Here is a 26,820-nt window from a genome sequence, read left to right as displayed (position 1 = left end):
CCTGCCGCAACCGTGCGAGCTAGCGGAGAAGATCTTCCCCGAAGTCGTCAAGAACATCCCACCGCAGGACTGAACGATCCACCAGCAAGGGGACTTTTCTTCCTGCGCTGGCAGAAAAGTTCCCTTGCTTATCTATCCCCTCTGGACTACTTCTCCATTCCGACGGGAAGTTCCACAGTGGAGTTCTAGCGGAGCAGTGTGGTGGCTTCCGGGTCGGCCAGCAGGGCGGTGAGGGTGAAGCGGTGCTGCCACTCGTCAGCTGCCCAGGCCAGTGCCCGCCCCAGGCCGTCCGGTGTGCGTTCCGCGTGCACCGCCCCGGTGGGCTCGACCCACCAGTGCACGCGGTGCTCCTGCTGGCTGGAGCGGACCCGCAGCTCGTCGTGCAGCACCACCTGCCCGTCCGGCACGGTGATGCCCACCAGTTCGCACGCCGCCGGCACCCGGGAGAGCTCCCGCCAGTTGCGGGCTTTGCCGGAGCCGACCACCTGCAGGGTGTTCTCCTCCGACGCCAGCGGCAGATCCAGCAGTTCCGCCAGCGCTTCCGCGTCGAAGTCATCCGGTCCGCCGCCGGCCACCACCAGCGGCGCCTCCAGGGCGCCGAGCATCCACGGCACGTCCAGCACCACCGCCCGCTCGGCGTTCACTACCGCCCCGGAAACGGACCGCACCGTCTCCGGCGGGTCCAGCTCGGCCGGATCGACGACGCCCTGCGCCACCGCGTCGGCGAGCACCCGGTGCGCCCGCAGCGCGGTGCCGGCCCGCACCGAGCGCGCCCGGTCCCCCAGCCGCTCCAGCAGGTCCGCGGCGTCGTCGGGGCCGGTGACGGACAGTTCGCCGCGCACCCCGGCCAGGGCGAGCTGCTCGGTGGTCAACCCCAGCTCCGGAACCGGGTCGTACAGGCCGACCAGCTCGTGCGCGTCCGGCAGCCGCCAGTCCCGCGGCGCCCGGCCGTCGAGCAGGGCGTAGCGGCTGATCCACCACGCGGTGTAGCTCTGCTGGTCGTGCAGTTCGCGGGCGGTGTCCGGGCGGGAGCTGAGGAGTCGGATCGCGGCCGGCCAGCAGTCGTCGGCCACCAGGTCCAGGTCGTGGACCGCGGTGAGCACCGCGGGCGGCCATTCTTCCGGCCGCAGCGCCTCCTGCTCGGCCCACCACTGCCGGCTGTCCGGAAGGTCTTCGTCCGGTTCCACCGGTTCTTCGGTGACCTGCACCAGGAAGGTGTCGCGCACGCCGATGGAGGTCAGCAGTTCGCGCGGCCAGTTCTGGGCGAAGTCCGCGGCCAGCACGCCCAGCGGGGCGTCCTCCCCCACCGCGTCGTCGGCGAGCACGTCCAGCAGTGCCGCGTCCGGCAGCACCAGTTCCTCGGCGGGCCGGAAGCCGCCGTCGCTGTCGGGCAGGGCGAGCTTGCCCAACCAGTCGCGCCGCAGGGAGCTGTGCTGCAGCAGTTCGAGCACGGCCTCGGCCAGCGGTTGCACCTGCACGCCGGAGCGGGCGTCGGCTGCGCTGCGCCGGACCGCTTCGGCCAGGGGTGGGGAGTCCAGGAGTTCGTCGGCCCCGGCCGGGTGGGCGCCGAGTTTCTCCAGCAGCGGGTGGGCGGCTTGCGGGTGGGCGATGCGCAGCCCGGAGATGTCCAAGGCGGACAGCAGGCTGGCCGGCCCGGATCGGTCTCCGTCTTGGCTGAGCAGCACTCCCCGGACTCCGCTGGCGGTGCGGCCGTCGGCCAGCGGCACCGGGAGCGCGGCAAGTTCTTCGCGGGCCACGGGGTCGGCGTTCTCCACCGGGACCAGCGCGTCGTACAGCAGTCGCCACCAGTGGGGTGGGCGGTCCAGGCCGGTCACGGCTTCCACCAGGTCGGCGGTGCCGAGGCGGGGGACTTCGACGGCGTGCAGGGCGCGGCGGTGGTGGGCTTCGGAGAGGTCCGCGGGCAGCAGTCCGGGTATGACGTCCCGCAGCAGGTCCACCAGTTCGGCGGAGACGAAGTCGAGGGCGCGGGCTCGGGCCGGGGCGACGGTGCCGCCGGCGGCGGCCGGCAGCCAGCTGCTGGTGCGCAGCTGGGCGTTCACCTGGCGGCGGAGTTCTTCGTCGGTGTCGGACAGCGGGAAGCCGGGCAGCGGGACGAGGGCGGTGCGCTGTTCCGGGGCGAGTTTGCCGACCAGGTGCGGGTAGCACTCGGCGGCTGCGGCCAGCACCGCGTCGGTGGCGGCGGATCGGACGGTGCGCCGGCGGTCGGCTTCCACGGGGACGGTGGCCACCAGGCGGGCCGGAAGGGACAGGCGTTCTTCGGTGGGGGTGGGTGCGTGCAGCACGTCCTCGGCCAGCGGGGTGGGTGCGCCCCGCTCGTCCAGGGGGACCGCCCAGCACAGCTGCCATTCGGTGGTTTCCCGGGTTTCCGCGCCGAGGTCGGCCAGGTCTTCCGGGCGGAGGGTTCCGCTGGCCCGGTGGACGAGCCAGCGGTCGGTGCGCTGCGGGCCGTGGATGACGAGCTGGTCGCCGGGCTGGTCTTGGCGGCGCCACACCTGTTCGCCGAGTTGGATCTCGGTCAGCGCGGGCAGGGCCAGCAGCAGGCCTGGGGCTTGGTCGGCGAAGGAGGCCAGGAGCTCGTCGACGTCGACGTCGTCCCGCAGGGGCAGCCGCACTTCGGTGGTGAACCCGTCGGGCGGGGTGCCGTCGGCTGGCCAGGGCAGGCGCAGCACCGGGACGGAGCCGGCTCTGCGCTGCAGTTCCTCGGCGGGCCCGGGGAGTTGGGCGACTTCTCGCGCGGTGGCCTGCTTGGAGAACGCCACCCCGCCGGTGGTGGAGACCACCTGCGGGGCGTCGGTGACCGAGAGGACCGCGGCGAAGCCGACGCCGAAGCGGCCGACGGTTCGCTGGTCGCGTTTGGCGGAGGCGCGCAGGGCGGCGAGCGCGGCCACCCCTTCGGGGGTCAGCGGCTGCCCGGTGTTGGCCACCCGCAGTTCGGTGCCGGTGAAGGTGATCCGCAGGACTCCGCCGGAGCCGGCGGCGTCCGCGGCGTTCTGCGCGAGTTCCACCAGGAGGCGGTTGCGGTAGCCGCCGATGCGGAGGTCTTCTTCGGCGTTGGCGTCCTCCCGGAAGCGGGTGGGTGAGGTTTGCCAGGTTCGCAGGACGGTTTGGCGCAGCGCAGCGGTGCCGAACGGGTCCGGTTGGCTCACTCGCGCTCCGGCTGGTGCGGTTCGATGTCCAGTGCCGCGTCGTCGTAGACGACTTCGGCGACGGGAATCGACGAGGAGGTGTCCACTTCGGTTTCGGAGTGGGCGCCGCAGCCGAACTCGGCGCTGACCACCCGGCCGTCGGCGGGTGAGACCTCGTTGGCGCACACCCCGAAGGCGGTGCCCATCGAACCGGCCAGTTTCAGGAAGAACCCGCAGGTCGCGCAGTTGGCGGGGGCCATTCTGGCCATGTCGGTGTTCGGCCCGAACTCGCCGTTCTGCCAGCGTTCGGCGGCGGCGAGCTTGCCTTCGGGGCTGAGCACGCGCTTGCGCCCCAGGCCGATCTCCTTGGTCACGTCCTCGACCGCCGGGTCGTCGCTGGCCAGGTAGCCGGGCACCAGCCGGGGGTCGTCCGGGCGGGTGGGCAGCAGGTCACCGGCGCCGAGGTCGCCGGGGCGGACGCGTTCGCTCCACGGCAGCCATTCCGGGGCGGTGAGCGCTTTCGGCCCGGGCAGCAGCACGACCTCGCTGACGGTGACCGGTTCCCCGGGGCCGGCGTGCGCGACGGTGACCGCCCAGCGCCAGCCGACGTAGCTGGGGTAGTTGGATTCGAAGTAGTGGGTTACCGCGTACGGGCCTTCTGGTTCGACACCCATGTGCTCCCCCACCGGGTCGGCCCCGCTGGGGTCCAGGGTGACCACGGGAGAGGCGATCGGGTCGGGCCCCGGTCGCGCCTCTTCCTCCGCCGCAGCTCGGGCGACCTCCACCGCGTCGGCGAGCTCCGGGTTCAGTGGCGCGGGCTCGTTCTGCCCGGGTTCCCCGGACGGGGTTCCCGCGGACGGGTTGGTCGTCGCAGCAGGCATAGGCGTCACAGCCTCGATTGTGCCGTACGGGTTCGACGCGGACTTCGGCCGTGTCAAGCTTGCCTGGTGGGACTCCTCCGTGCTCGCCGAGTTCTGAGCGGTGTACTCGCTGTTGCTCTTCTGGGCTTGTTGGCCTGCTCTGCGCAGGTGGCGCAGGATGGCGGCCAGAACGATCAGAAGCAGACCGATCAGAGCATTGGGCACTCTGGAAGCGTGCCACACCTGCGCCGGGTCGTGGTCAAAGTGCTCCCGCACGACCGCACCTCATTCACTCAGGGCCTGGAAATCGCTGATGGGCTCCTCTACGAAGGCACCGGGCGGCGCGGTGAGTCGGTTGTTCGCGCCATCGACCTGGCCACCGGCAAGGTGCGCGGCGAGGTTCGGCTCCCGGATGACTTCTTCGGGGAGGGGATCACCGTCACTGGTGACCGTATATGGCAGCTCACCTGGCAGGAAGGGGTTGCGATCGAGCGGGATCGTCACACTCTGCGTGAGCTTCGTCGCGTTCGGTATTCCGGGGAGGGCTGGGGGCTGTGCTTCGACGGCCGCCGGCTGGTGATGAGCGACGGCAGCGACGAGTTGACGTTCCGGGATCCCCGCACGTTCCAGCCGGTGGGGCGGGTGCCGGTGCGGTTGGGCGGTCGCCCGGTGGAGGAGCTCAACGAGCTGGAGTGCGTGGACGGCCAGGTGTGGGCCAATGTGTGGGGCAGCACCGACATCGTGCGGATCGATCCGGCTTCGGGGCAGGTCACGGCGGTGGCTGACGCGTCCGGGTTGTTGTCCGAGGAGGAGCAGGCGCAGGCGGACGTGCTCAACGGCATCGCCGCGGTGCCCGGCACCGACGAGTTCTTGATCACCGGCAAGTACTGGCCGTGGATGTTCCGGGTGCGGTTCGAGCCGGCGTGAGGCGCCGCGCGGCGCGCTGCGGCCGGGTCGTAGGCTCGACGTCGTGCGTCGAGCTTGGAAACCGCTGCTGGCGGTGTCGGCCTTGGCTCTGGCCGGGTGCGCCGCTCCCAGCGATCCGCAGGTCACGTTCTACTCCCACGGTTCCGCGGTGTCGGTGCCGCCGGCCCAGTACTGCGAGGACCCGGCGGGTGAGGAGTGCTCCCCGCCGGATCCGGAGGCGGTGGGCACGCTGCGGGTGCCCGGTGATTCGGTGCTGCAGATCTCGGTGCCCGCGGAGGTGGCGGATGCCCCGTGGCAGGTGGTGTTCCTGTACCGCGGGCCCGATGGTGAGCTGCTGGACAGCCGGACCCAGGTGTTCCCGCCTGGTGAGCGGCACGCCTACACCTTGCAGCTGCCGCCGGATGGAACGCGGCTGGAGCACGTGGAGGTGCAGAAGTTCTCCGCGGTGTTGACCCCGAACCAGGGTGGCGGGGTGAGTTTCGGCATTGGCGGAACCTGGGTGCTCAGCGTGCGGCAGTGAGCCTGGCGCGCGCTGGTCAGGGCCCGTTGGGGTCGAGTTCGCGGGCGACCGCCCGGACCACTTCGCCGATCCGCCGGGAGGTCTTGCGGTCCGGGTAGCGTCCCCGGCGCAGTTCGGGTTGGACCTTGAGCTCCAGCAGCTTGATCATGTCTTCGATCAGGCCGTGCAGCTCGTCGGCGGGTCGGCGGCGTGCTTCGGCCACCGAGGGCAGCGGGTCGAGCAGCTGCACTTTGAGGGCTTGCGGGCCGCGGCGGCCCTGGGCCAGATCGAAGTCGACGCGCTGACCGGACTTGAGCGTGTCAACGCCGGACGGCAGTGCGGAGGCGCGCACGTATACGTCCTCCCCACCGTCCTGGGTCAGGAAGCCGAAGCCTTTCTCCGCGTCGAACCACTTGACCCTGCCGGTCGGCACTGTCCTCACCGTTCCCTGTCAGATGCACTGGCCCGTTGCGGGCGTCCGGTTTGTTCCTTCTGGTTCCGCCACGCGGGACTGAATCACCCCGGCACGACGAAAGCGCCCCGAGAGGGTGGCCCGCAACCAGGCGGGTCGGGACGCGTCTCTTAAAGAGTACCGCGCTTTCCGCCGGGATCGTCCCACCTTGTTGACCAAGGGCTGCTGCGGCTGCGGGGGCAGCACCGAATACGCTGCCCGGCATGGGGAGTACGGATTCTCAGGCCGCTGTGCTGCGGGTTGCCGTGGTGCTGTTCGGGCTGGGCCTGGCGGCTGTCGTGGCGATTTTCGTGCTGTTCGCGCTGGGCTTGCAAGATCTTCCACTGTGGCTGAACCTGGCCGCCCTGCTGTGCCCGTTGGGGCTGATCTGCGGCGTGGTGGGCGTGATCATGCGCGCCCGGCGGCGTTGAGGTCGTCCGCCAGCCACGCCGGGAATCCGGTGAGGTCCACGAGCACTTCGTCGGCTCCTGCCGCGGCGAGTTCGGCGGCCGAGTGGGGGCCGGTGGCCACGGCCACCGAGCGGGCGCCGGCGGCGTGGGCGCCGCGGACGTCGCCGAGGTGGTCGCCGACGTAGATGGTGGCGCCTTCTTCGCGCAGCACGGTCCCCTTGGCGCTGGCGAACACGTCGCCGGCCAGCCGGTCGACTTCCCAGCCGAGCGCTTCCAGGTGCAGTGCGGCGTTGGGCTGGTACTTGCCGGTGACGACGAGGACGCGGCCGCCGGCGTCGCGCACCGCGCGCAGGGCCTGGTCGGCGCCGGGCATGGGGGTGGTCGCGGGGATCACGACGTCCGGGTAGATCTCGCGGAACCTGTCGACCAGCTGCTGCACCTCCGGTTCGGCGAAGCCGTAGGAGCGGATGACGTCGGGCAGCGGCGGCCCGAGGTTGGCGGCGAAGTGCTGGCCGTCCAGCTGCACCCCGAATTCCTCGTTGAGCACTTCGAACGCCCGCACCATGCCGGGGCGCGGGTCGATCAGCGTCATGTCGAGGTCGAAGCCGATGACGGGTGTGGCGGGCTGGGCTGTCACGGCCCACACCCTACGGGTCGGGTGGTTCCGCCCCGCACCTTGACCCGGAACGCATGGGTATCGAAAATCATGCCGTAACCTGCCTCACACCTGGCGAGCTGGAGTCGGCTATGACGAGCACCGCGCACCCCGCCCACCGCGATGGTTTCCACTCCCTGCGGCCCAGCGGCTTGAACTGGGATTCCTTGCCGCTGCGCCTGTTCACCAAGGGGAACGCCAAGTACTGGAACCCGGCCGATATCGACTTCCGGCAGGACGCCGAGGACTGGCAGAAGCTCTCCGAGGAGGAGCAGCGCAGCATCGCCGGGCTGTGCGCCCAGTTCGTGGCCGGTGAGGAAGCCGTCACGCAGGACCTGCAGCCCTTCATGGCCGCCATGGCCGCTGAGGGGCGCTTCGGGGACGAGATGTACCTGACCCAGTTCTGCTTCGAAGAGGCCAAGCACACCCAGGTGTTCCGGCTGTGGATGGACGCGGTCGGGCTCACCGGCGACCTGCACTGGATCGTCGAGCAGAACCCCGGTTACCGGGCGATCTTCTACGAGGCCCTGCCCGAGTCGCTCAACGCCCTGCACGACGACCCGAGCCCGGAGAACCAGGTGCGCGCCTCGGTGACCTACAACCACATCGTGGAAGGCACCCTCGCGCTCACCGGCTACTACGCCTGGCACAAGATCTGCCGCACCCGCGGCATCCTCCCCGGGATGCAGCAGGTCATCAAGCACATCGGGGACGACGAGCGGCGGCACATGGCGTGGGGCACCTTCACCTGCCGTCGGCACGTGGCGGCCAACGAGCGCAACTGGGAGTTCGTCGAGGACCAGATGAACAAGTTGCTGCCGCACGCCATCGCCCAGGTGGAGTGGCGTCCCGACGACATGCCCCGGGAAATGCCGTTCTCGCTCAACAAGGAGGAGTTGACCGCCTACGCCGCGGACCGGGCCGGCCGGCGGTTGAACGCCATCTCCAGCGCCCGCGGGATGCCGTTGGCCCAGATCGACGTGGACGCCTCCCCCGAGGAGCTGGAGGAGCAGTTCGGCGCTGAGGACGCCGCTGAGCTGGACAAGCTCACCAGCAGCTGAGGTGGGCGCCGGGCGCCGGTGGTGACCGGTGCCCGGCAGCGCACCACGGGCCGTTCGCCTACTGGAGTCCGAGGATCTCCTTGGCCATTTCGCGCATCTCCACCTTGCGCACCTTCCCGGTCACCGTCATGGGGAACTCGTCGACCACGTGCACGTAGCGGGGGATCTTGTAGTGGGCGAGCTTGCCGGTGCAGAACTCCCGCAGTGACTCGGCGGTCATCGGCGGTGCTCCTTCCCGCAGCCGCACCCAGGCCATCAGCTCTTCGCCGTAGCGCTCGTCCGGCACCCCGATGACCTGGGCGTCGAGGATGTCGGGGTGGGTGTAGAGGAATTCCTCGATCTCCCGCGGGTAGATGTTCTCCCCGCCGCGGATCACCATGTCCTTGATCCGACCGGTGATGCTGACGTACCCCTCTTCGTCCATCACCGCGAGGTCACCGGTGTGCATCCACCGGGCCTGGTCGATGACTTCGGCGGTCTTGTCGGGCTGGTTCCAGTAGCCCAGCATCACCGAGTAGCCGCGGGTGCACAGCTCGCCCGGGGGGTTGCGGGGCACGGTCAGCCCGGTCTCCGGGTCGATGATCTTGACCTCGAGGTGCGGCCCCACCTTGCCCACTGTGGACACTCGCCGTTCCGGTGAGTCGTCCGCTCGGGTTTGGGTGCTGACCGGACTGGTTTCGGTCATGCCGTAGCAGATGGTCACCTCGGTCATCCCCATCCGGTCGATGACCTGCTTCATCACTTCGGCGGGACAGGGCGAGCCGGCCATGATGCCGGTGCGCAGCGAGCTGAGGTCGTAGTCGTCGAAGTCCGGCAGCGCCAGTTCGGCGATGAACATCGTGGGCACCCCGTACAGCGAGGTGCAGCGTTCCGCCGAAACCGCGGCCAGCGCGGCCGCGGGGTCGAAGCCCTCGCTGGGGATGACCATGGTGGCGCCGTGGCTGGTGCAGGCGAGGTTGCCCATCACCATGCCGAAGCAGTGGTAGAACGGCACCGGGATGCACACCCGGTCCTGTTCGGTGTAGCGGCACCGCTCCCCCACGAAGAACCCGTTGTTGAGGATGTTGTGGTGGGACAGGGTCGCCCCTTTGGGGAAGCCGGTGGTGCCCGAGGTGTACTGGATGTTGATCGGGTCGTCGGCCGACAGCTGGGCCTGCACTTCGGACAGCCGGTCGCGGTCGCCGGAGTTGTCGAACAGCGCCGTCCACTCCGGGGTGCCGAGGACCAGGACCCGCTCCAGCTGGGGGCACCGGGAGCGGACGTTGTCGATCATTCCGACGTAGTCGGAGGTTTTGAACTTCTCCGCCGAGACCAGCATCTTGACCCCGGACTGGTTGAGCGCGAACTCCAGCTCGTGCTCCCGGTAGGCCGGGTTGATGTTGACCAGGATGGCCCCGATCTTCGCGGTCGCGTACTGGATGAACGTCCACTCAGCACGGTTCGGGGACCAGATGCCGACCCGATCTCCCTTGCCTATCCCGGCTTCCAGCAGCCCGATGGCCAGCTTGTCCACTTCTGCCACGAATTCCCGGTATGTCCAGCGGCGCCCGGTTGCGCATTCCACGAGCGCTTCCCGGTCCGGGAAACGAGCTGCCGTGCGGTCCAGATTCACCCCGATCGTGTCCCCGAGCAGCGGAACGTCGGAAACGCCCGAGGCGTAACTGAGCTGAGCCGGTGCAGTGGCTTCCGTCACTACGGCCTCCTTGCAGCAAGTGATGCAGGCCACTCATCTTCCCTGCAAAGAGCCCGTCAGCCAAGAGGAGGAGCGCTCCGCGATGCGGATTTTTCGTTCCAGCAGCCACCGCGCCACCCGGGGTGGCACGGTGGGTGCATGCGCTTGGTACTGAACGTGATCTGGCTCGTCTTCGGCGGGCTGTGGTTGGCGCTGGGCTACGCCCTGGCGGGCGTGCTGCTCAGCATCACCGTCGTCGGCATCCCCTTCGGCATCGCTTCGTTCCGGATGGCCAGCTTCACGCTGCTCCCGTTCGGCCGGCGGCTGGTGGACAACCCCGATGCCGGGGTGATGTCCCTGCTGGGCAACGTCCTGTGGCTGGTGCTGGCCGGCTGGTGGCTGGCCCTCGGGCACGTCGTCACCGGCGTGGCGATGTGCTTGACCATCATCGGCATCCCGCTCGGCATCGCGAACTTCAAGCTCATCGAAGTCTCGCTGATGCCGCTGGGCAAGCGCATCGTCGACGCCGACGACCCCCGCTCCTTCCCGCGCTAGCCCGCGGCGCGGACGAGCCGATCAGTCGAACGGATTCGTGACGCGGCCGATGAGGTCGGCCACCGAGTTGATCACCTTCGTCGGCCGGTACGGGTACCGCTGCGCGGTGTCCTCGCCGGAGAGCCCGGAGAGCACCAGGATCGTGCGCATCCCCGACTCCAGCCCGGAGCGCACGTCGGTGTCCATCCGGTCCCCGATCATCAGGGTGTTCTCCGAGTGGGCGCCGAGCTGGCGCAGCGCGGAACGCATCATCAGCGGATTCGGTTTGCCCACGTAGTACGGGGCGCGGCCGGTGACCCGCTCGATCATGGCGGCCACCGCCCCGGTGGCCGGGAGGGTGCCTTCCCGGCTCGGGCCCTTCTCGTCCGGGTTCGTGGCGATGAACCGCGCACCGCGCTCGATCATCCGCACCGCCTTGGTGATCGCGGTGAAGCTGTAGGTGCGGGTCTCCCCCAGCACCACGTAGTCCGGGTCGGTCTCGGTGAGCACGTAGCCCACGTTGTGCAGCGCGGTGGTCAGCCCGGACTCGCCGATCACGAAGGCCGACCCGTTGGGCCGCTGCTCCTGCAGGAACTGGGCGGTGGCCAGGGCCGAGGTCCAAATGGCCCCTTCCGGCACGTCCAGCCCGGTGCGGCTCAGCCTGGCGCGCAGATCGCGCGGGGTGTACTTGGAGTTGTTGGTGAACACCATGAACGGGATATCGTTGGCCCGCAGGTCGGCGAGGAACTCGTTGGCGCCCGGCACCATGTACTCCTCGTGCACGAGCACGCCGTCCATGTCCATCAGGTAGGTCCAGCCAGCTTTTTCAGTCACCCCCCGATGATCCACCGGACACCGGGTGAATTGCTACCTCAGTCGCCTTGACGACGAACCACACCTCTTCGCCGACGGCCAACTGCAGCTCCGCCACCGCGGCCGGGGTCACGTCGGCGGCGATGGATTGGCCGCGCACCGCGCCGCGCACCCGGATCACGTCCGCCCGCGGTTCCAGGCCGGTCAGCCGCACCGGCAAGGCGTTGCGCGGGCTGGCGTGCGGGCGCTCCCGGTGGATGGCCACCGCGGCCGGGGCGAACACCGCGGCCGCCGGTTCCCGCGCGGACACCGGTTCGGCGGCGCGCCCGCTGACCTGGATGCCGTCGAGGGCGATCCCCTCTTCGGTGGCCGTTCCGGCCAGCAGGTTCAGGCCCGCGACCCGGGCGGTGAACGGGTCCCGCGGGCGGGCCAGGACCCGGCGCACCGGGCCCTGTTCGACGATCCGCCCGTCCACCAGCACCACCAGCTGGTCGGCGAGCACGATCGCGTCCAGCACGTCGTGGGTGACCAGGACGGTGGGTTTGCGGTGGCGGCGCAGCACCTCGCGCAGCAGCCCGCGCATCGCGGGCGCGGCGTCCACATCGAGCGCGGCCAGCGGCTCGTCCAGCATCAGCAGCTTCGGGTCGGCCGCCAGCGCCCGGGCCAGCGCCACGCGCTGGGCCTGTCCGCCGGACAGCTGGCCGGGTTTGCGCTCGGCCAGGTCGAGCGCGTCCACTTCGGATAACCAGTGTTCGGCGATGCGGCGCGCCTCCGCCTTGCGCTTGCCTGCTGCCCGGGGGCCGAACGCCACGTTCTCCAGGGCGCTCAGGTAGGGGAACAGCAGTGGTTGCTGGGCCAGCAGGCCGGCACCGCGCCGGTGGGTCGGCAGGTCGACGCCCCGCTCGGTGTCCAGCCACGGCGTCCCGTCGAGTTCGATGCGCCCGGCGCTCGGGCGGAGCAGACCGGCCAGCACGGACAGCAAAGTGGACTTTCCGGCCCCGTTGGGCCCGAGCACCGCGACCACCTGCCCCGGCGGCACCTGGAGCTCGGCCCGCAGCGCGAACGAGCCGCGGTGCAGGTCGATTTCCGCGCGCAGTCCGCTCACAGCTGTCCTTCCACCGCTCTCGGTCGCGCCACCACGATCACCGCCAGCGCCACCGCGACCAGCAGCAGCGACATCGCCACCGCGGCATCCACATCGGACTGCGCGGTGGTGTAGACGGCGAGGGGGAGGGTGCGGGTGGTGCCCTGCAGGCTGCCGGCGAAGGTGATGGTGGCGCCGAACTCGCCCAGCGCCCGGGCGAAGGTGAGCACCAGGCCGGACCCCACCGCCGGCAGCATCAGCGGCACCGTCACCCGCCGGAACGCCAACCACGGGCTGGCGCCGAGGGTGGCCGCGACCTGCTCGTACCGCTCCCCCGCGGTGCGCAGCGCGCCTTCCAGCCCGACCACCAGGAACGGCATGGCGACGAAGGTCTGGGCCAGCACCACCGCCGTCGTGGTGTACGGCAGTTGGACGCCGACCAGCGCCAGCAGTTGCCCGACCGGCCCGGTGCGCCCCAGCAGGTACAGCAGGGCCAGGCCGCCGACCACCGGGGGCAGCACCAGCGGCAGCAGCACCAGGGCCCGCAGCACCCGCACGCCCGGCAGCCGGGAGCGGGCCAGCACCAGGGCGAGCGGTCCGCCCAGCAGCAGGGAGAGCGCGGTGGCGATCAGCGCGGTGCGGATCGACAGCCGCAGCGCCTCCAGCGCGGCCGGGCTGAGCAGCAGTTCCGGCAGCTGGCGCGGGTCGGTGCGGGTCAGCAGCCCGGCGACCGGCAGCACGATCAGCAGCAGCGCGCAGCTGGCGGGCAACCACAGCAGGGCTGGGATGCGGCTGGTGCTGCGGTGCGCGCGACGTCCTCGGCTCATGGCAGACCGAACCCGTGCTCGGCGAGCACTTCGCGGCCGGCCGGGCCGCGCAGGAAGTCCACGAACTGGCGGGCCAGTTCCGGTTCCGCGGCGTCCCGCAGCACGCCGACCGGGTAGGAGTTGATCGCCTGGTCGGCGTGCGGCAGTTCGATCGCCTCGACCTCGCCGGCGGCGGCTCGCGCATCGGTCGTGTAGACCAGGCCGGCGTCGGCTTCGCCGGCGGCGACCTTGTTCAGCACCGCTTTGACGTCGTTCTCCTCGCTGGCCGGCCGCAGCTGGACACCGGAGGCCCGCAGCACTTCCCGGGTGGCCGCCCCGCAGGGCACCGGCGGGGCGCACACCACGACGGTGTTGCCCGGGGCCGCGAGGTCGGCCGCGGAGCGGATCCCGGCCGGGTTGCCCGAGGGAACGGCGATCACCAGCCGGTTGGTGGCGAACACTTGAGGGTCGGTCACCAGGTCGCCGACCCGGTCCATGCTGGCCCGGTCGGCGGAGGCGAACACGTCGGCCTGCCTGCCCTGCCGGATCTGCTCGGCGAGGGTGGACGACCCCTGGTAGTCGAAGCGGACCTGCACGTCCGGGTGGTCCGCGGTGAACCGCTGCGCGAGTTCGTCGAACGACTCGGTGAGCGAGGCCGCCGCCAGCACGGTGAGGGTGCGCTGCTGCGGTTGGCCCGTCGAGCAGCTCGTCCCCAGCAGCAGGCAGATCAACAACGCCAGGATCGTTCGCCGGTTCATCGGTCCCCCGGTGTCTCGACAACGACGTTGGTGGACTTGACCACCGCCACCGCCAGCGCACCCGGGCGCAGCCCGAGCTCGCGCACGGCTTCGGTGCTCATCAGCGACACCACCCGGTGCGGGCCGCACTGCAGTTCCACCTGGGACATGACCGCGTCGGAGACGACCTCGGTGACGAGCCCGACGAACCGGTTGCGGGCGGAGCGGCCGACACCGGACGGGTCGGGGGCGGCTCTGGCTTGGGCGCGGGCGAAGTTGGCCAGGGCGACGCCGTCCACGGTCAGCCGGCCGGTGTCGTCGCGCTGGCCCGGCAGCTGGCCGGTGTCGATCCACCGGCGCACCGTGTCGTCACTGACTCCGAGCAGACCAGCGGCTTCCGCTACCCGGTATTGCGGCATGGCAAGGACCATACTTCCGCAGGTGCGGTGAGAACCAGCGGCCGATCGCCGCATTTGCGGTCCCCCAGAGAGAGCCGGGTCGCACCCGGTCACGCGATCGATTTTCAGGTTCGGGGCGCGCTAGGCTCGTCACAGGTTCGTCGGCTCCGGCGGAACCGCACAAGCACCAGGCGCGGACGAGGGGGTTGTGCTGATGACAGCTTCAGCCGAACACGTCGAGACGGTGACCGTGCAGGTGCGGTATTTCGCCGGCGCTCGAGCAGCCGCGGGAACCCCGGAGGAGACCGTTCGGGTCGACCGCCCGGCCGGTGCGGCGGTGACCGCCGCTGACGTGATCGAGGCCGTGCTGGACAAGCACGACCAGAAGCTCCGCGATGTCGTCGGGGCGTGCAGCTTCTTACTCAACGGCGTGGCCGTCCGAGATCAACAGGTGCGGGTTCCCGATGGGGCCCAGCTGGACGTGCTGCCCCCGTTCGCCGGTGGCTGACCGGTTCTTCCTCAGCCTTTAACGCATGCGCGCACGCGCGTACCGCAAAAACGCGCGTGTCGAACACCCCTAAAAGGGTGAGTTTTGCGCGCTCATTTCCGCTGGTTGGATCTTGGTGATTTTCAAGCTCCACCTGTGCCGGTCATCAAGTATCTTTCCAGCCACTTCTTCCATCACTCTGCGTATTTTCCATTGACCTTTGCGTGATCGGCCCACAGCGTTCGGGCCTGCTCTTACTTCGCCGACATCGGCTTCCGAAAGCGCTGTGGGTCACTGTGACGAGGGTTGCCCGGGAGAAGTAACGAGGTGACCCATACCTCACCGAGGGTGATCGATTTCAACAAGGATACGAACCGGTAACAAGCCTCTGATCAGCGAAAATACCCCCGATCGGTTCACCCGTTCCGGTTGTTACTGTGACCAGCAACACGTCGATTAGGATTTCCGATCTTGGTCTTGGTTACGTAGTGTCGCTGTCCGGTCGGCCCCGAACCGATCAGAAAGGAGCGGGAAGTCCGCAGCGCCGAACCCTGTCCGGCGGGCTTCCTACCCCCGAACGGAGACAACGGACAGGGGCGAGAGCCCCACTGGGCGCCCCGAAGCCCGAGGGGACGAGCCGGTTCCCCCGAGCCGGCAGGCTCTCCGGAAACCCGAATCCGGATGGGCCGGAACCTCGCAGGCGCCACAGGAGAGAGGGAAATGGCTCGCTACAAAGGCAAGCACCGGAAAAGTTCCAATATGGGTCGCAACGCCGCACGAGTCGCTTTCGCCGGCGCCGTGATGGCAGCCCCGGTTGCGATCGCCGCTCCCGCCAGCGCTGCCGACTGGGACCTGCTGGCCCAGTGCGAGAGCAGCGGCAACTGGAGCATCAACACCGGAAACGGCTACTACGGCGGTCTGCAGTTCTCCCAGTCCACCTGGGAAGCCTTCGGCGGCACCCAGTACGCCCCGAACGCCGCTCAGGCATCCCGCGAGCAGCAGATCGCCATCGCCGAGAAGGTGCTCGCCGCCCAGGGCCCGAACGCCTGGCCGGGCTGCACCGCCAAGGTCAACTGGACCAGCGGCACCACCACCGACGTCAGCAGCGGCTCGTCGAGCTCCTCGAGCAGCAGCTCGTCGGAGTCGTCGAGCTCCTCGAGCAGCTCGTCGGAGTCGTCGAGCAGCCAGTCGCAGAGCTCGGTCAAGACCAGCGGTGCTGACTACACCGTCCAGCCCGGTGACACGCTGAGCGCCATCGGCCAGAAGTTCGGTGTCAGCTACCAGAAGATCTACGAGCGCAACTCCGATGTCATCGAGGACCCGAACTTGATCTTCCCGGGTCAGAAGCTCGACATCAAGTGACTTGTCGCCCGCTCGCGGGCGGCCTGGAGCACGTGTCGTTCCCCCCGACACGACACGTGCTCCGCGCACCCGGGACCCCGTCGCCCGCCCCCAGCGACGGGGTCCCACCCTTCCCCCGAAAGAAAACCCCCGGAGCACCGATCCCCCGACGACCAGCGCGGATCAGGGACAGTTGACCCACTCCTCGGTGCCGTCGTCGAAGACCTGCCGCTTCCAGATCGGCAGCCGCCGCTTGACCTCGTCGACGAGTTCGCCGCAAGCGCTGAAGGCCTGCTTGCGGTGGTCGGCGGAAACCGCGCACACCAGGGCGGCGTCCCCGATCTTCAACAGCCCGACGCGGTGCTCGACGGCGAGCGCGCGCACCCCGGGGAACCTGGCAGCGACGTCCCGCGCCACCTCGTCGATCACCTCCGGGGCGCTGGGATGGCTGACGTACTCGAGCTCCGAGACCGCGCGGCCGCCGTCGTGGTCGCGCACCACCCCGGAGAACGTCACCACCGCCCCGGCGGACCGGTGGGCCACCAGCTGGGCGAGTTCGTCGGCGGAGATCGGTTCGTCGGCCACGCCCGCCCGCAGCACCTCGGCCCGGCTCGGGGTGGCGGGCGCGTGGTCACCGCCGTGCAGCTGGTCCACCGCGTGGTCGAGCACCCCGGCGAGCACCGAGAGCCCGTCCTGCACCCCGCCGCGGGAACCGGGGAGGTTGACGATCAGCGTCCGGCCGCTGACCCCCGCCAGCCCTCGGGACAGCACCGCGGTGGGCACCTCCGGCAGCCCGGCGGAGCGGATCGCGTCCGCCAGCCCGGGGATCTCGTAGTCCAGCACGGCGGCGGTGACCTCCGGGGTCCGGTCGGTGGGGCTGATCCCCGTGCCCCCGGTGGTGATCACCACGTCCACCTGCTCCGCCACCGCGTTGCGGAGCTCCTCGCCGACCGGTTCTCCGTCGGGCACCACCACCGGCCCGGTGACGTCGTAGCCGCGTTCCCGCAGCCACTGCGCGATCACCGGCCCGGTGCGGTCCTCGTACACGCCGGCGGCCGCCCGGTTCGAAGCCGCGACTACCCGTGCTGTCCTGGTCATGGCCCTCTCCCGTGTCGTGCGGCGACCGACCGCCGGGTCAGTCCTGCCGCTCCCACAGACCGGTCTTCCCGCCTTCTTTGCGCTCCACCCGCACCGCGTCGAGCACGGCGGCCGGATCGACCGCTTTGATCATGTCGTGCAGCGCCAGCCCGGCACCGGTGACCGCGGTCAGCGCTTCCATCTCCACCCCGGTGCGATCGGTGGTGCGCACGGTGGCGGTGATGCGCACTTCCGCCTCACCCAGCTCCAAGTCCACTTCCACGCCGCTGATCGCGATCGGGTGGCACAGCGGGATCAGGTCGGGAGTCCGCTTGGCCGCCATGATCCCCGCGATCCGGGCGGTGGCCAACGCGTCCCCTTTGGGCAGTCCGTCCCGCTCCAGCAGCTGCACCACTTCAGCGGTGGTGCGCACCACGCCGCTGGCCACGGCGGTGCGGGCGGTCGGGGTCTTGCCGGAGACGTCGACCATGCGGGCCGCACCAGCGGCGTCCACGTGGGTGAGCTCGTTGCGCGCCATGCCCCGAGCCTAGTACCGGAACCCGCTCCCCCCAGCGGAGAGCGAACGGGCTGGTGCGAATGGAAGAACGCCGCCAGCGGTGGCCCGCCAGCGGCGTCGAAGCGCTCGGGACCGCTCAGAAGTCGAAGTCCTCGGCCATCGACCACGGCAGTGCCGAGCCGCCGCGCGGCTTGGGGGCCACCGCACCGGTCTCCCGGGCGGCGCGCTTCACCGCTTCGGCCACGGCCGGGGCGACCGCCGAGTCGAAGACGCTGGGCACGATGAACGAGGCGTTGAGCCGTTCCTCGTCCACCACGTCGGCGATGGCGTTGGCGGCCGCGACCATCATGGGCTCGTTGATCTCGCGGGCGTGGGCGTCCAGCAGACCGCGGAACACCCCCGGGAAGGCGAGCACGTTGTTGATCTGGTTCGGGTAGTCGCTGCGCCCGGTGGCGACCACCGCGGCGTGCTTCCGGGCTTCCAGCGGGTCGATCTCCGGGTCCGGGTTGGCCAGGGCGAAGACGACCGGGGACTCGTTCATGACGCTGAGGTCGTCGGCGGTGAGCAGGTTGGGGGCGGAGACCCCGATGAAGACGTCGGCGCCCCGCAGCGCGTCGCGCAGCGTCCCGGTGCGACCGTCCTTGTTGGTGCTGGCGGCGATGGACTGCAGGTTCGCGTCCTCGTCCCCGCGTCCGTTGTGGACGATTCCGTCGATGTCGACGGCGATGATGTCGGCCGGTTTCTTGTGCTGCAGCAACCGGATGATGGCCGAACCGGCGGCCCCCACCCCGCAGACGACGACGCGGCAGCCGGTGATGTCCTTGTCGACCACTCGCAGCGCGTTGCGCAGCGCGGCCAGCACCACGATCGCCGTGCCGTGCTGGTCGTCGTGGAACACCGGGATGTCCAGCTTCTCCCGCAGTCGCGCCTCGATTTCGAAGCAGCGGGGAGCGGCGATGTCCTCCAGGTTGATGCCGCCGTAGACCGGTGCGATCAGTTCCACGGCGCGGATGATCTCCTCGGTGTCCTGGGTGTCCAGGCACACCGGCCAGGCGTTGACCCCGGCGAACTTCTTGAACAGCGCGGCCTTTCCTTCCATCACCGGCAGCGCTGCTTCCGGACCGAGGTTGCCCAGGCCGAGCACGGCCGAGCCGTCGGTGACCACGGCGACGGCGTTGCGCTTGACCGTGAGCCGCCGGGCGTCTTCCGGGTTCTCCGCGATCGCGGTGCACACCCGGGCCACGCCGGGGGTGTAGGCGCGGGAGAGGTCGTCGCGGTTGGCCAGGGCGACCCGGGAGTTGACCTCTATCTTGCCGCCCAGGTGCACCAGGAAGGTGCGGTCCGAGACCTTGCGCACCCGGACCCCGTCCAAGGTGTTCAGCACCTCGGTGAGGTCGTTGGCGTGATCGGCGGAGAGCGCGTTGCAGGTGATGTCGACGACGATGCGGTCGCTGTGCGACTCGACGACGTCGAACGCCGTGATCACACCGCCCGCGCGGCCGATGGCACTGGTCAGGTCTCCAGCGGCCGTGGTGGACGGCGGGGCCTCGACGCGGCAGGTGATCGAATAACCGGGACCTGGAACCGGCATGGGCATACCCCTGTCGAGCTAGCGATGGTTGATCTGCGGGTGCCCGCCGGCGGTCTGGAGCAGACCGCCGGAGGAAGATCGCTCATCCGGTACGCAAGCCCGCACAGCCGGCCGAGCGACCGGAATCTCACCCAACACGAGAAAAAGCTTAAAACTTTTTCTCCTGTGAGTGATTTCCGGCCGGTTACTTACCAGTTCCCCTTGACAGCCCGATCACTTGTTGATCCGGGTTTCGGGGTGGACGTACGGCACCTTCTCCATCGGGAAGGTCACGTCGTCTCCGAAGGGCGACAGCGCACCCTGCTTGTCGGCAAGGAACTCGCTCACCGCTGCCTGGCCGTCCGGAACCTTCGGCCAAGCCGGGTCGATGCGTTCCTGCTTCTTCTTGCCGACCACGTCGTCCTCCTGAACTCTCGGGAGCTACGGTGCGGTTCCAGTTTGCCGGATCCCCGGGGCGATCTCACCCACGGGTAGCTCAGCGGCCACCGCTGTTCCGCCGAACGCACCGGGAACGAAGGGATTCTCGGTATCGTGGGGAGGATGCCTTCTCTAGCGGAATGGCTGCGCGAACGCAGTGATGAAGAACTCGCCGCACTGCTGCGCGCCCGACCCGACCTGGCCACCCCACCCCCGGCGGACACCTCGGTGCTGGCCACCCGAGTGGGCAGCCGGTCCTCGGTGGCCCGGGCCTGCGAAGACCTGGACGCGTTCGCGCTGTCCACGCTGGAAGCGCTGGTGCTGCTGGACGCGGACCTGCACCCGGTGCCGCTGGCGCGGGCGACCGCGCTGCTCGGTGCGGACGTCACCGAGCAGCGGACCCGCCGCGCGGTGGACCGATTGCGCGCCCTGGCCCTGGTCTGGGGGTCGGACGACGAGCTGTCGGTGCTGCCGGCGGCGCGGGAAGCGCTGCCCGAGTTCCCCGCCGGGCTCGGCCGCCCGGCCGAAGACCTGACCGTGGAGCAGGCCAAGGCCGCGCTCGAGGAGCTGACCGACGAAGAGCGGCAGCTGGTCGGCAAGCTCGCCGACCGCTCCCCGCTCGGCCGCACCAAGGACGCCGCGCGGCAGGTGCCCTTGGAGCAGGCGACCACGCCGGTGCAGCGGCTGCTGGCCCGCGGCCTGCTGCTGCGCCGGGACTCGGAAACCGTGGAGCTGCCCCGCCAGCTCGCCCTGGCCGTTCGCGGGGACCACCCGATGGGCCCGGTGGAGTCGGAGGAACCGATCCCCGAGCTCACCGAACCCGGCATCACCGCCGTGGACTCCACGGCGGCCGGCGAAGTGCTGGAACTGCTGCGGCACATGGAATCCCTGCTGACCGCGTGGGGCGAGGAGCCGCCGGACGTGCTGCGCTCCGGCGGGATCGGGGTGCGCGACCTGCGGCGCACCGCCAAGCAGCTGGACATCGGCGAGGACCGGTTGGCCCTGCTGGTGGAACTGGCGGTGGCGGCGAACCTGCTGGCCACCAGCGACGGGCTGGAACCCAGGTGGATGCCCACCATCCATTTCGACTCCTGGGCGGCCGCACCGCCGGAACACCGGTGGGCCGGTGTCGCGCAGGCCTGGCTCGACCTGCCCCGCCTGCCGGGGCTGATCGGTTCCCGGAACAACCGGGACCGCCTGCTGGGCCCGTTGGCCGAGGAGCTGCAGCACCCGCTCGCGCCGCGGGACCGCCGCCGGGTCCTCGAGTACCTCGACGAGCTCCCCGCCGGGCACGGGGCGCGGCCGGACGAGGTCGCGGCGGTGCTGGCCTGGCGGGCACCGCGCCGCGGCGGTCGGCTGCGGGACGACCTGGTGCGCTGGACGCTGGCCGAGGCCACCTCGCTGGGGATCGTCGCGCTGCACGCGCTCTCCACCCCGGGCCGGGTGCTGCTGGCCGACGGCCCGGCCGAAGCCGCCCGGCAATTGACCAAGGCGCTGCCCGAACCGCTGGACCACGTGCTGGTGCAGGCGGACCTGACCGTGGTGGCGCCGGGCCGGTTGGAGCCCGAGCTGGCCGCGGAGATGAAGCTGGTCGCCGACGTGGAATCAGCCGGCAGCGCCACCGTGTACCGGGTCAGCGACAGCAGTCTCCGACGCGCGCTGGACGCCGGGTACACCGCGGAAGAGCTGCACGAGCTGTTCCGCACCCGGTCGAAGACACCGGTCCCGCAGTCGCTGAGCTACTTGATCGACGACGTGGCCCGGCGGCACGGACGGCTGCGCGCCGGCACCGCCACGGCCTTCCTGCGCTGCGACGACCCGGTGCTGGTGACGGAGGTGCTGGCCAGTCCAGCCGCGGAGGAGCTCGAACTGCGCCGGATCGCCCCCACCGTGCTGATCAGCCAGTTGCCGGTGGCGGACCTGGTGGAAACCCTGCGGGAAGCGGGTTTCCCGGCGGTCGCCGAAGGACCGGACGGCACCGTCTTGGACCTGCGCTCCAGCGGTCACCGCACCCGGGGCCGCAGCAGGTCGACCGGCACCGCCCCCTCCCCGAGCGGCGGCCTGCACGCGGAGCGGGTCGGGGAGCTGGTCGCGCAGCTGCGGGCCGGCGACCGGGCCGCGGCGGCCCGTCGAGGCAGCGCGGTGGTTCCCGAGCGCGGCCGCCCCAGCGCAGCGGCGACCCTGCAGCTGCTGCGGGACGCGGCCCGCGAGGAGCGCAGCGTGTGGCTGGGTTTCGTGGACACGCACGGCACGCGGCGCCAGCACGTGGTGCTCCCGCGGAGCGTCGGTGGCGGGGTGCTGCACGGGATCGACACCGGCAGCGGGGAACCGGCCGAGTTCCCGCTGCACCGGATCACCTCGGTGGCCCTGGTGGAGGACTGATCAGCGGAGCTCCGGTGCCGGCCGCTGGCCACCACCGGAGCCGCTGCGAGGTCGCGCTACCGCCCGACGGCGGCCATCCGCTTGCGCATGGCGTGCTCCACCAGCGTGATCAGCGCTTGCTTGGTGGATTCGCGCTGCCGGGCGTCGACGGTGATGATCGGCACGGAATCCTCGATGGTGAGCGCTTCCCGCACGTCCTCCAGCCGGTGGTGCAGCACGCCGTCGAAGGTGTTGACGGCGATGATGTACGGCAGCTGGCGGTCTTCGAAGAAGTCGATCGAGGCGAACGCGTCGGCCAGCCGGCGCGTGTCGACCAGCACCACGGCGCCGATGGCACCGCGCACCAGGTCGTCCCACATGAACCAGAAGCGGTGCTGGCCGGGCGTGCCGAACAGGTACAGGATCAGGTCCGAGTCCAGGGACACCCGGCCGAAGTCCATCGCCACCGTGGTGGTGACCTTGTTCGGCGTCGCGCTGAGATCGTCGACCCCGACGCTGGCTTCGGTCATCACCGCTTCGGTGGTCAACGGCACGATCTCAGACACCGAACCGACAAACGTCGTCTTCCCGACACCGAATCCACCGGCGACAACAATCTTCGTCGACGTCTTCCGGTTGCTCGGCGCCGACTGGGGATCAGAGCCTGCGAAGCCCACTGAGCACCCTCTCCAAGAACTCCATCGACGGCCGATCACCGACGACCATGCCACTGTCGTGAATCAGAACTAGGCCGGTATCGGCCATGTCACCGATCAGCACCCGCACCACCCCTAACGGAAGCCGGAGGTGCGCGGAGATCTCAGCTATTGAGCGCGCCTCCATGCACAGTTCGGAGATCGAGCGGTGCTCCGGCCTGGCAGGTGCCGTTTGGGTGCGACCGCGTTCGCTGGTCGTGACCAGCGTCTCGATTGCAAGATCATAATCCGTTCGGGTGCGTCCGCGAGTACGGGCGTACGGACGCACCAGGGATCCCCCGTCTTCCTCGTCGTCCCCCCGGCTGGCTGCCGATATGGCCGGCATGGAGCCAGAACCGGAGATCGACGGCATGGAACGCGGCCCTGGCGACATCGACTGCGAAACGGACGGCATCGAGATCGAGGGCGGCCCGCTGGGCTCGCTCCGCGACGGGCGCCGCCGTTCGCTGCCGGACGCCTCCGCGGACGACGTGTACCCGGAGCCGAACAGGTCGGCACCGGGTCCTCCGAAAAGCCCGCGGTCGTAGCCGCCGGCGTCGGCGTTGGCAGACCCCTGGGCCCCGGCAGGATCCTCGGCGAGGTCGTCCTGCCAGGAGTCGGCGCTGAGCCTCTTGTTGTAGAGGCGGAAGAGGTCGCCGTCCCAGTTGTCTTCAGCACCGGCGTTCATGGCGCGACTCCCCTCAGTCCCCCATCACTGCCGCACTGAACCCTGCAGTTGTGCGCGCAGCTCCGGGGTCAGCTGTCGACCGACACGCTCCACCAGCAAGGTCATCTCGTAGGCGATCAGACCGATGTCCGAGTTCGGCGCCGCGAGAACGGCAAGGCAAGAACCATCGCTGATCGACATCAGGAACAGGTAGCCCTGCTCCATCTCGACGACCGTCTGGGTCACCTCGCCGGCTTCGAAACACCGCGCCGCGCCCTGGGTGAGGCTGACCAGCCCGGAGGCCACTGCGGACAGCTGCTCGGCGCGGTCCCTGGGCAGGCCCTGGGAGCCTGCGAGCAGCAGACCGTCCGCCGAGACCACCACCGAGTGCGCCACGCCGGGAACCCGACGCACGAAGTCGGTGATCAGCCAACTGAAGCTGTTGCTGCTCATCGGTTGCTGCACGGACCCGTTCACTCCTGCTCCTCGTGACGGCTCGGATTCGGGCGGGGTGTTTCGGCCGAAACCGATTCGACCTTGGCGTGCCTGCCGCGCCGGATGCCTTGCTGGAATTGGGACATCCTGCCACGCACCTCCTCAGCGGAGCGGATGGTGGCGGGTTTGCGGCGGGGCGTCGGCTGAGTGCTCGGGGCAGCCGAACCCGGCACGAGATTCGACTTCGGCTTCCGCTTCGGCAGCCCGGCAGCGGTCAGCTCCTGTGGCTGGTTGTCCTGCTGCAACAGCGCCTCAGCCGCTTTCCAACCCACGTCGGCCGAGCCCCAGCCGGGATCCGGCGCGGTGCTCTTCGTCGTCGTGGCTTCGCTGGTCGAGTCGACCTGCCCGCTCTTCTCGCGCTCGCCGTCCTCCGAGCTGCTCGTGGCGAGCCCGAGGTCGTCCGCATCGGCTTCGCGGAACCACTGGGAGAGCACGGCCTCGTAGATGGGCAGGCGTTGGGTGGGGGTGTCGTCCCACGGCGGCTCGTTGGAGTCTTCGCCGGTGGTTTCGGCCGGCGATGTGGAAGTGCCCCCGGGAACCCAGGTTTCGGTCGTCCCGCTCTGCGGTTCTTCCTGGTTGTTCTCAGCAGTGTCTTCACTGGCCGGGAAGGCTGCTGAAGCGTTCGGGGTCCCGTTGGTGACGGGGGCGCCGCTGTCGGTGATGGCGGCCAGCTGCGTGGTCTTCTCCGTCTCGAACGGGTCTTGGAACAGGTTTCCTGTGGTTTCCGCACCGACTTCCGGCACTCCGCAGGTGCCGTCGAGCCCCTCCGGGATGTCGTCGCTGGGCCAGGCGTCCGCCGGCGGCTCGTCCGACTCCTGCGCTGGCTGCTCGTCCTCCCACTTGGGGATGTCGGTGGCGCTCGGCGAGTCTCCGGAGGAGACGGTGACCGAGTAGTCCGCGGGGAAGTCCGCTTCCTCCGCCTCGGCGGTGTTCTCGCCGCCGTCCTCAGCGGACTGCTGCTGGGCGTCCTCGCGGGAGCGCTCCGGCAGCGGCGTTTTCTCCGTCCGGGTCTCCAGGGCGGAGCTGCTCGCCTGCCCGAAGGCAGCGGCCAGCCCGACGTGGTTGCCGGTGCTGGTGACCGCTTGGGCGCCCTCGCCGGAAGCCGGCATGTCCGGCATCGGCCGCGGCCCCTCCGGGGTGAGCTGCACCACGTACTCGCCGGACAGGTAGACCGTGGCGGTGACACCGCCTTCCAGGTCCCGGTTGTTGTCCAGCTGGACCTTGATGTTGTGCCGCTGGGCGAGCTGGCTGACCACGTACAGACCCATGCGGCGGGAGACCGCGACGTCGATCTCCGGCGGCTTGGTCAGGCGGTCGTTGATCTCCGCGAGGTCCGCTTCGTCCATGCCGACGCCGCGGTCGCGGATCTCCACGACCAGCTCCTGCTTGCGGTAGGCGGCGCGCACGTTGACCTCGGTGTCCGGGTTGGAGAACACGGTGGCGTTCTCCAGCAGCTCGGCCACCAGGTGCACGAAGTCGTTGACCACGCGGCCCTGCAGGGCCAGGTCGGGGGTGTCGGAGACGTTGATGCGCGCGTACTGCTCCACCTCGGAGACCGCGGCGCCGAGCACCTCGTTGAGCGGCACCGGCCGGGTCATCCGCCGGCTCAGGTCGCTGCCGCCGAGGATCAGCAGGTTCTCGTTGTTGCGCCGCATCCGGGTGGCCAGGTGGTCCAGCTCGAACAGGCTGCTGAGCTGGTCCGGGTCCTGCTCGTCGCGTTCCAGCCGGTCGATGAGGGACAGCTGGCGCTGCACCAGCGTCTGGCTGCGCCGGGCGAGGTTGACGAACAGGTCGTTGATGTTGGTGCGCAGCAGGGCCTGTTCGGCGGCCAGCCGCAGCGCCTGCTGGTGCACCGCGTCGAAGGTGCGGGCGACCTGCCCGAGCTCTTCCTGGGTGTCCAGCGGCACCGGGGGAACCGAGACGTACCTGGCGTTGCGCGGGTTCTCGTTGACCTTCTCGATGGCCTCCGGGAGGCTTTCCTGGGCGATTTCCAGGGCGCTGTAGCGCAGGGTGCGCAGCGGCCGCAGCATCGAGCGGGCCATGTAGGCGGCCACGCCGAAGGCCAGCACGAGCAGCAGCAGCATCAGGACCGCGTCGCGGATCGCGCTCCACCAGGCGGAGTCGGACAGGTCCTGCGCGTCGTTGTGGAAGTCGGTGAGCAGCTGCTCTTCCACCGCGCGCACCTTGTCGGCGCTGGCCCCGGAGACCTTGCCCCAGTGCGCGGGGTTGATGTCGAGCGGCTCGTCGTCGCCGCCGTGGATGAGGGCGGTCTGCTTGAGCTGCTCGGTGGCGTCCACTTCGGCGCCGGCGACTTCAGCGGCGTAGCGCTCCCGCTGCTGCGGCGTGGCCGACCGCTCGAACTCGGTGAAGGAGGCTTCGAACCGGGCGTCGGCGTCGCGCAGCGCGTCGACCTGCTCGGGCAGGAATTCACCGCGGATCGAGGCGTCCAGCAGGATGGAGCGCTGTTGGGCGAGCTGTTCCTTGGCCTGGGAGAGGGCCTCCGCGGCTCGCGCGGTCTGGGTGACCTCGGTGGTGGCGGCCGACGCCGCGGTCTCGTGCCCGATCGACAGCACGCTCTGCACGATCGAGTTGTAGGCGACGAGCGCCTGCGAGCTGGTGAAGTTGTCGTTGACGACTTTTCGCAGGGCTTGCAGGCTGTTCAGCCGGTCCTTGGCGTCCTCGTAGGCCTTGCGGACGGCCGGGCTGAACTCCTCGGATTCCTCTTCGAACGCCTTGAACTGCTGTATCGCCTGGTCCACTCGCTCGGCTTGGGCGGCGTACTGGTCGGCCTGTCCCGGGCCGCTGCGAATGCGGACCACCGCGTAGTCACGTTCGCGCTGCAGCTCGTGGGTCAGGTTGGCGGTGCGCTGGGTCAGCGCCACCTCGTTGACGATCGTGTTCAGCTGGCCAGCTGTGGACAGACCGTCGTAGACGCGAACACCGCCGACACCGAGCGCCGCGAGGGTCGGCACGAGCAGAACGGCAGCCATCTTGTACCGGAGGCGCCAGTTGCGCAGCCGCCATTTCCCCGTCCGGTCCTCGGCCGGGTCTTCCGGGCGCACTGTGGCTGCACCAGCTCCAGTACCGGGGTCTTTGTTGAGCATCACTGTTTCCTGCGC

The 26,820-nt window shown here is 70.0% G+C and carries 26 protein-coding genes; 8 read left to right on the top strand and 18 right to left on the bottom strand.

Going from position 1 to position 26,820, the window contains the following annotated elements:
* Positions 1-185 precede the first annotated feature (185 nt).
* Both SREC43747_RS0104990 and SREC43747_RS19605 read right to left on the bottom strand, forming a co-directional pair.
* Complete coding sequence (locus SREC43747_RS0104990; protein ID WP_029720052.1) at positions 186-3,167, bottom strand: ATP-binding protein; 2,982 nt, start codon at positions 3,165-3,167, stop codon at positions 186-188.
* Positions 3,164-4,027: a DUF3027 domain-containing protein gene (locus SREC43747_RS19605; protein ID WP_037331370.1), complete on the bottom strand. Its 864-nt coding sequence runs from the start codon at positions 4,025-4,027 to the stop codon at positions 3,164-3,166. The genes SREC43747_RS0104990 and SREC43747_RS19605 overlap by 4 nt, the downstream gene beginning before the upstream one ends.
* A gap of 213 nt (positions 4,028-4,240) precedes the next feature.
* Between SREC43747_RS19605 and SREC43747_RS0104980 the strand changes: the two genes are divergently transcribed.
* Positions 4,241-4,933, top strand: coding sequence for a glutaminyl-peptide cyclotransferase (locus SREC43747_RS0104980; RefSeq protein WP_408005192.1), 693 nt, complete (start codon positions 4,241-4,243; stop codon positions 4,931-4,933).
* Between the two features lie 43 nt (positions 4,934-4,976).
* Positions 4,977-5,453 (top strand): DUF2771 family protein, encoded by a 477-nt coding sequence (locus SREC43747_RS0104975; RefSeq protein WP_029720050.1) that lies wholly within the window; start codon positions 4,977-4,979, stop codon positions 5,451-5,453.
* 16 nt (positions 5,454-5,469) lie between these two features.
* Here the strand turns inward: SREC43747_RS0104975 and SREC43747_RS22210 are convergent, their stop codons facing one another.
* A complete protein-coding gene (locus SREC43747_RS22210) occupies positions 5,470-5,865 on the bottom strand; it encodes a cold-shock protein (RefSeq protein WP_029720049.1) in 396 nt (131 codons plus the stop codon).
* Positions 5,866-6,107: 242 nt separating this feature from the next.
* Here SREC43747_RS22210 and SREC43747_RS21515 point away from each other — a divergent pair, with 242 nt between their 5' ends.
* Positions 6,108-6,314 (top strand): hypothetical protein, encoded by a 207-nt coding sequence (locus SREC43747_RS21515; RefSeq protein ID WP_029720048.1) that lies wholly within the window; start codon positions 6,108-6,110, stop codon positions 6,312-6,314.
* Here the strand turns inward: SREC43747_RS21515 and SREC43747_RS0104960 are convergent.
* Positions 6,292-6,930: an HAD family hydrolase gene (locus SREC43747_RS0104960; protein ID WP_269077824.1), complete on the bottom strand. Its 639-nt coding sequence runs from the start codon at positions 6,928-6,930 to the stop codon at positions 6,292-6,294. The genes SREC43747_RS21515 and SREC43747_RS0104960 overlap by 23 nt on opposite strands.
* Positions 6,931-7,040: 110 nt before the next feature.
* Here SREC43747_RS0104960 and SREC43747_RS0104955 point away from each other — a divergent pair, with 110 nt between their 5' ends.
* Positions 7,041-8,009 (top strand): R2-like ligand-binding oxidase, encoded by a 969-nt coding sequence (locus SREC43747_RS0104955; protein WP_029720046.1) that lies wholly within the window; start codon positions 7,041-7,043, stop codon positions 8,007-8,009.
* Between the two features lie 58 nt (positions 8,010-8,067).
* Here the strand turns inward: SREC43747_RS0104955 and SREC43747_RS0104950 are convergent, their stop codons facing one another.
* The gene (locus SREC43747_RS0104950; protein ID WP_029720045.1) at positions 8,068-9,702 is read right to left on the bottom strand and encodes an AMP-binding protein; all 1,635 of its coding nucleotides are present in this window, start codon (positions 9,700-9,702) and stop codon (positions 8,068-8,070) included.
* 138 nt (positions 9,703-9,840) lie between these two features.
* Here SREC43747_RS0104950 and SREC43747_RS0104945 point away from each other — a divergent pair, with 138 nt between their 5' ends.
* Complete coding sequence (locus SREC43747_RS0104945) at positions 9,841-10,236, top strand: YccF domain-containing protein (protein ID WP_029720044.1); 396 nt, start codon at positions 9,841-9,843, stop codon at positions 10,234-10,236.
* A 21-nt stretch (positions 10,237-10,257) separates the two neighbouring features.
* On the opposite strand, the gene SREC43747_RS0104940 is transcribed toward SREC43747_RS0104945, so the two are convergent.
* From SREC43747_RS0104940 to SREC43747_RS0104920, 5 genes are read right to left on the bottom strand one after another with little or no spacing between them, the layout of a single operon-like run.
* Positions 10,258-11,019 carry an HAD-IIA family hydrolase gene (locus SREC43747_RS0104940; RefSeq protein WP_201768631.1) on the bottom strand — a complete coding sequence of 254 codons (762 nt, stop codon included), beginning with the start codon at positions 11,017-11,019 and terminating at the stop codon, positions 10,258-10,260.
* Between the two features lie 22 nt (positions 11,020-11,041).
* Entirely contained in the window at positions 11,042-12,133 is a 1,092-nt protein-coding gene (locus SREC43747_RS22270) for a sulfate/molybdate ABC transporter ATP-binding protein (protein ID WP_029720041.1), read from the bottom strand.
* A complete protein-coding gene (locus SREC43747_RS0104930; RefSeq protein WP_081722426.1) occupies positions 12,130-12,939 on the bottom strand; it encodes an ABC transporter permease in 810 nt (269 codons plus the stop codon). Before SREC43747_RS0104930 ends, SREC43747_RS22270 begins: the two co-directional genes overlap by 4 nt.
* The gene (gene modA, locus SREC43747_RS0104925; RefSeq protein WP_029720039.1) at positions 12,936-13,676 is read right to left on the bottom strand and encodes a molybdate ABC transporter substrate-binding protein; all 741 of its coding nucleotides are present in this window, start codon (positions 13,674-13,676) and stop codon (positions 12,936-12,938) included. The genes SREC43747_RS0104930 and modA overlap by 4 nt, the downstream gene beginning before the upstream one ends.
* Positions 13,673-14,074 (bottom strand): TOBE domain-containing protein, encoded by a 402-nt coding sequence (locus SREC43747_RS0104920; RefSeq protein WP_029720038.1) that lies wholly within the window; start codon positions 14,072-14,074, stop codon positions 13,673-13,675. Before SREC43747_RS0104920 ends, modA begins: the two co-directional genes overlap by 4 nt.
* A 193-nt stretch (positions 14,075-14,267) precedes the next feature.
* On the opposite strand from SREC43747_RS0104920, the gene SREC43747_RS0104915 reads away from it, so the two are divergent.
* Entirely contained in the window at positions 14,268-14,561 is a 294-nt protein-coding gene (locus tag SREC43747_RS0104915; RefSeq protein WP_029720037.1) for a MoaD/ThiS family protein, read from the top strand.
* Between the two features lie 699 nt (positions 14,562-15,260).
* Entirely contained in the window at positions 15,261-15,902 is a 642-nt protein-coding gene (locus SREC43747_RS0104910; RefSeq protein WP_029720036.1) for a LysM peptidoglycan-binding domain-containing protein, read from the top strand.
* Positions 15,903-16,064: 162 nt separating this feature from the next.
* On the opposite strand, the gene SREC43747_RS0104905 is transcribed toward SREC43747_RS0104910, so the two are convergent.
* From SREC43747_RS0104905 to SREC43747_RS0104890, 4 genes are all read right to left on the bottom strand, one after another.
* The gene (locus tag SREC43747_RS0104905) at positions 16,065-16,979 is read right to left on the bottom strand and encodes a molybdenum cofactor biosynthesis protein MoaE (protein WP_029720035.1); all 915 of its coding nucleotides are present in this window, start codon (positions 16,977-16,979) and stop codon (positions 16,065-16,067) included.
* Between the two features lie 37 nt (positions 16,980-17,016).
* On the bottom strand, positions 17,017-17,496 hold the full coding sequence (gene moaC, locus SREC43747_RS0104900) for a cyclic pyranopterin monophosphate synthase MoaC (RefSeq protein WP_029720034.1): 480 nt from the start codon (positions 17,494-17,496) through the stop codon (positions 17,017-17,019).
* Positions 17,497-17,611: 115 nt separating this feature from the next.
* A complete protein-coding gene (locus SREC43747_RS0104895) occupies positions 17,612-19,066 on the bottom strand; it encodes an NAD-dependent malic enzyme (RefSeq protein ID WP_029720033.1) in 1,455 nt (484 codons plus the stop codon).
* A gap of 213 nt (positions 19,067-19,279) precedes the next feature.
* On the bottom strand, positions 19,280-19,462 hold the full coding sequence (locus tag SREC43747_RS0104890) for a hypothetical protein (protein ID WP_029720032.1): 183 nt from the start codon (positions 19,460-19,462) through the stop codon (positions 19,280-19,282).
* A 144-nt stretch (positions 19,463-19,606) separates the two neighbouring features.
* Here SREC43747_RS0104890 and SREC43747_RS0104885 point away from each other — a divergent pair, with 144 nt between their 5' ends.
* Positions 19,607-21,865 (top strand): helicase-associated domain-containing protein, encoded by a 2,259-nt coding sequence (locus SREC43747_RS0104885; RefSeq protein ID WP_029720031.1) that lies wholly within the window; start codon positions 19,607-19,609, stop codon positions 21,863-21,865.
* A gap of 56 nt (positions 21,866-21,921) precedes the next feature.
* On the opposite strand, the gene SREC43747_RS0104880 is transcribed toward SREC43747_RS0104885, so the two are convergent.
* The 4 genes from SREC43747_RS0104880 to SREC43747_RS0104865 are packed head-to-tail and all read right to left on the bottom strand — an operon-like array spanning position 21,922 to position 26,805.
* Positions 21,922-22,521 carry a GTP-binding protein gene (locus SREC43747_RS0104880; protein WP_029720030.1) on the bottom strand — a complete coding sequence of 200 codons (600 nt, stop codon included), beginning with the start codon at positions 22,519-22,521 and terminating at the stop codon, positions 21,922-21,924.
* Positions 22,502-23,227, bottom strand: a complete 726-nt coding sequence (locus tag SREC43747_RS0104875; protein ID WP_029720029.1) for a DUF742 domain-containing protein — start codon at positions 23,225-23,227, stop codon at positions 22,502-22,504. Before SREC43747_RS0104875 ends, SREC43747_RS0104880 begins: the two co-directional genes overlap by 20 nt.
* Positions 23,228-23,251: 24 nt before the next feature.
* Positions 23,252-23,659: a roadblock/LC7 domain-containing protein gene (locus SREC43747_RS0104870; protein WP_029720028.1), complete on the bottom strand. Its 408-nt coding sequence runs from the start codon at positions 23,657-23,659 to the stop codon at positions 23,252-23,254.
* A 20-nt stretch (positions 23,660-23,679) separates the two neighbouring features.
* Complete coding sequence (locus tag SREC43747_RS0104865) at positions 23,680-26,805, bottom strand: sensor histidine kinase (protein ID WP_029720027.1); 3,126 nt, start codon at positions 26,803-26,805, stop codon at positions 23,680-23,682.
* Positions 26,806-26,820: the final 15 nt, after the last annotated feature.

The sequence above is a fragment of the Saccharopolyspora rectivirgula DSM 43747 genome (assembly GCF_000497205.1).
Classification (GTDB): Bacteria; Actinomycetota; Actinomycetes; order Mycobacteriales; family Pseudonocardiaceae; genus Saccharopolyspora; species Saccharopolyspora rectivirgula.
This window is presented reverse-complemented; position numbering and strand designations above follow the sequence as displayed.

Bases quoted from the DNA above. Each gene is read 5' to 3' on its own strand.
- SREC43747_RS0104955 (WP_029720046.1), top strand. From the start codon at position 7,041: ATGACGAGCACCGCGCACCCCGCCCACCGCGATGGTTTCCACTCCCTG.
- modA (WP_029720039.1), bottom strand. From the start codon at position 13,676: ATGAACCGGCGAACGATCCTGGCGTTGTTGATCTGCCTGCTGCTGGGG.
- SREC43747_RS21515 (WP_029720048.1), top strand. From the start codon at position 6,108: ATGGGGAGTACGGATTCTCAGGCCGCTGTGCTGCGGGTTGCCGTGGTG.
- SREC43747_RS0104945 (WP_029720044.1), top strand. From the start codon at position 9,841: ATGCGCTTGGTACTGAACGTGATCTGGCTCGTCTTCGGCGGGCTGTGG.
- SREC43747_RS0104930 (WP_081722426.1), bottom strand. From the start codon at position 12,939: ATGAGCCGAGGACGTCGCGCGCACCGCAGCACCAGCCGCATCCCAGCC.
- SREC43747_RS0104870 (WP_029720028.1), bottom strand. From the start codon at position 23,659: ATGAGCAGCAACAGCTTCAGTTGGCTGATCACCGACTTCGTGCGTCGG.
- SREC43747_RS0104895 (WP_029720033.1), bottom strand. From the start codon at position 19,066: ATGCCGGTTCCAGGTCCCGGTTATTCGATCACCTGCCGCGTCGAGGCC.
- moaC (WP_029720034.1), bottom strand. From the start codon at position 17,496: ATGGCGCGCAACGAGCTCACCCACGTGGACGCCGCTGGTGCGGCCCGC.
- SREC43747_RS0104940 (WP_201768631.1), bottom strand. From the start codon at position 11,019: ATGGACATGGACGGCGTGCTCGTGCACGAGGAGTACATGGTGCCGGGC.
- SREC43747_RS0104920 (WP_029720038.1), bottom strand. From the start codon at position 14,074: ATGCCGCAATACCGGGTAGCGGAAGCCGCTGGTCTGCTCGGAGTCAGT.
- SREC43747_RS0104905 (WP_029720035.1), bottom strand. From the start codon at position 16,979: ATGACCAGGACAGCACGGGTAGTCGCGGCTTCGAACCGGGCGGCCGCC.
- SREC43747_RS0104865 (WP_029720027.1), bottom strand. From the start codon at position 26,805: ATGCTCAACAAAGACCCCGGTACTGGAGCTGGTGCAGCCACAGTGCGC.
- SREC43747_RS0104915 (WP_029720037.1), top strand. From the start codon at position 14,268: ATGACAGCTTCAGCCGAACACGTCGAGACGGTGACCGTGCAGGTGCGG.
- SREC43747_RS0104910 (WP_029720036.1), top strand. From the start codon at position 15,261: ATGGCTCGCTACAAAGGCAAGCACCGGAAAAGTTCCAATATGGGTCGC.
- SREC43747_RS19605 (WP_037331370.1), bottom strand. From the start codon at position 4,027: ATGCCTGCTGCGACGACCAACCCGTCCGCGGGAACCCCGTCCGGGGAA.
- SREC43747_RS0104875 (WP_029720029.1), bottom strand. From the start codon at position 23,227: ATGAACGCCGGTGCTGAAGACAACTGGGACGGCGACCTCTTCCGCCTC.
- SREC43747_RS0104885 (WP_029720031.1), top strand. From the start codon at position 19,607: ATGCCTTCTCTAGCGGAATGGCTGCGCGAACGCAGTGATGAAGAACTC.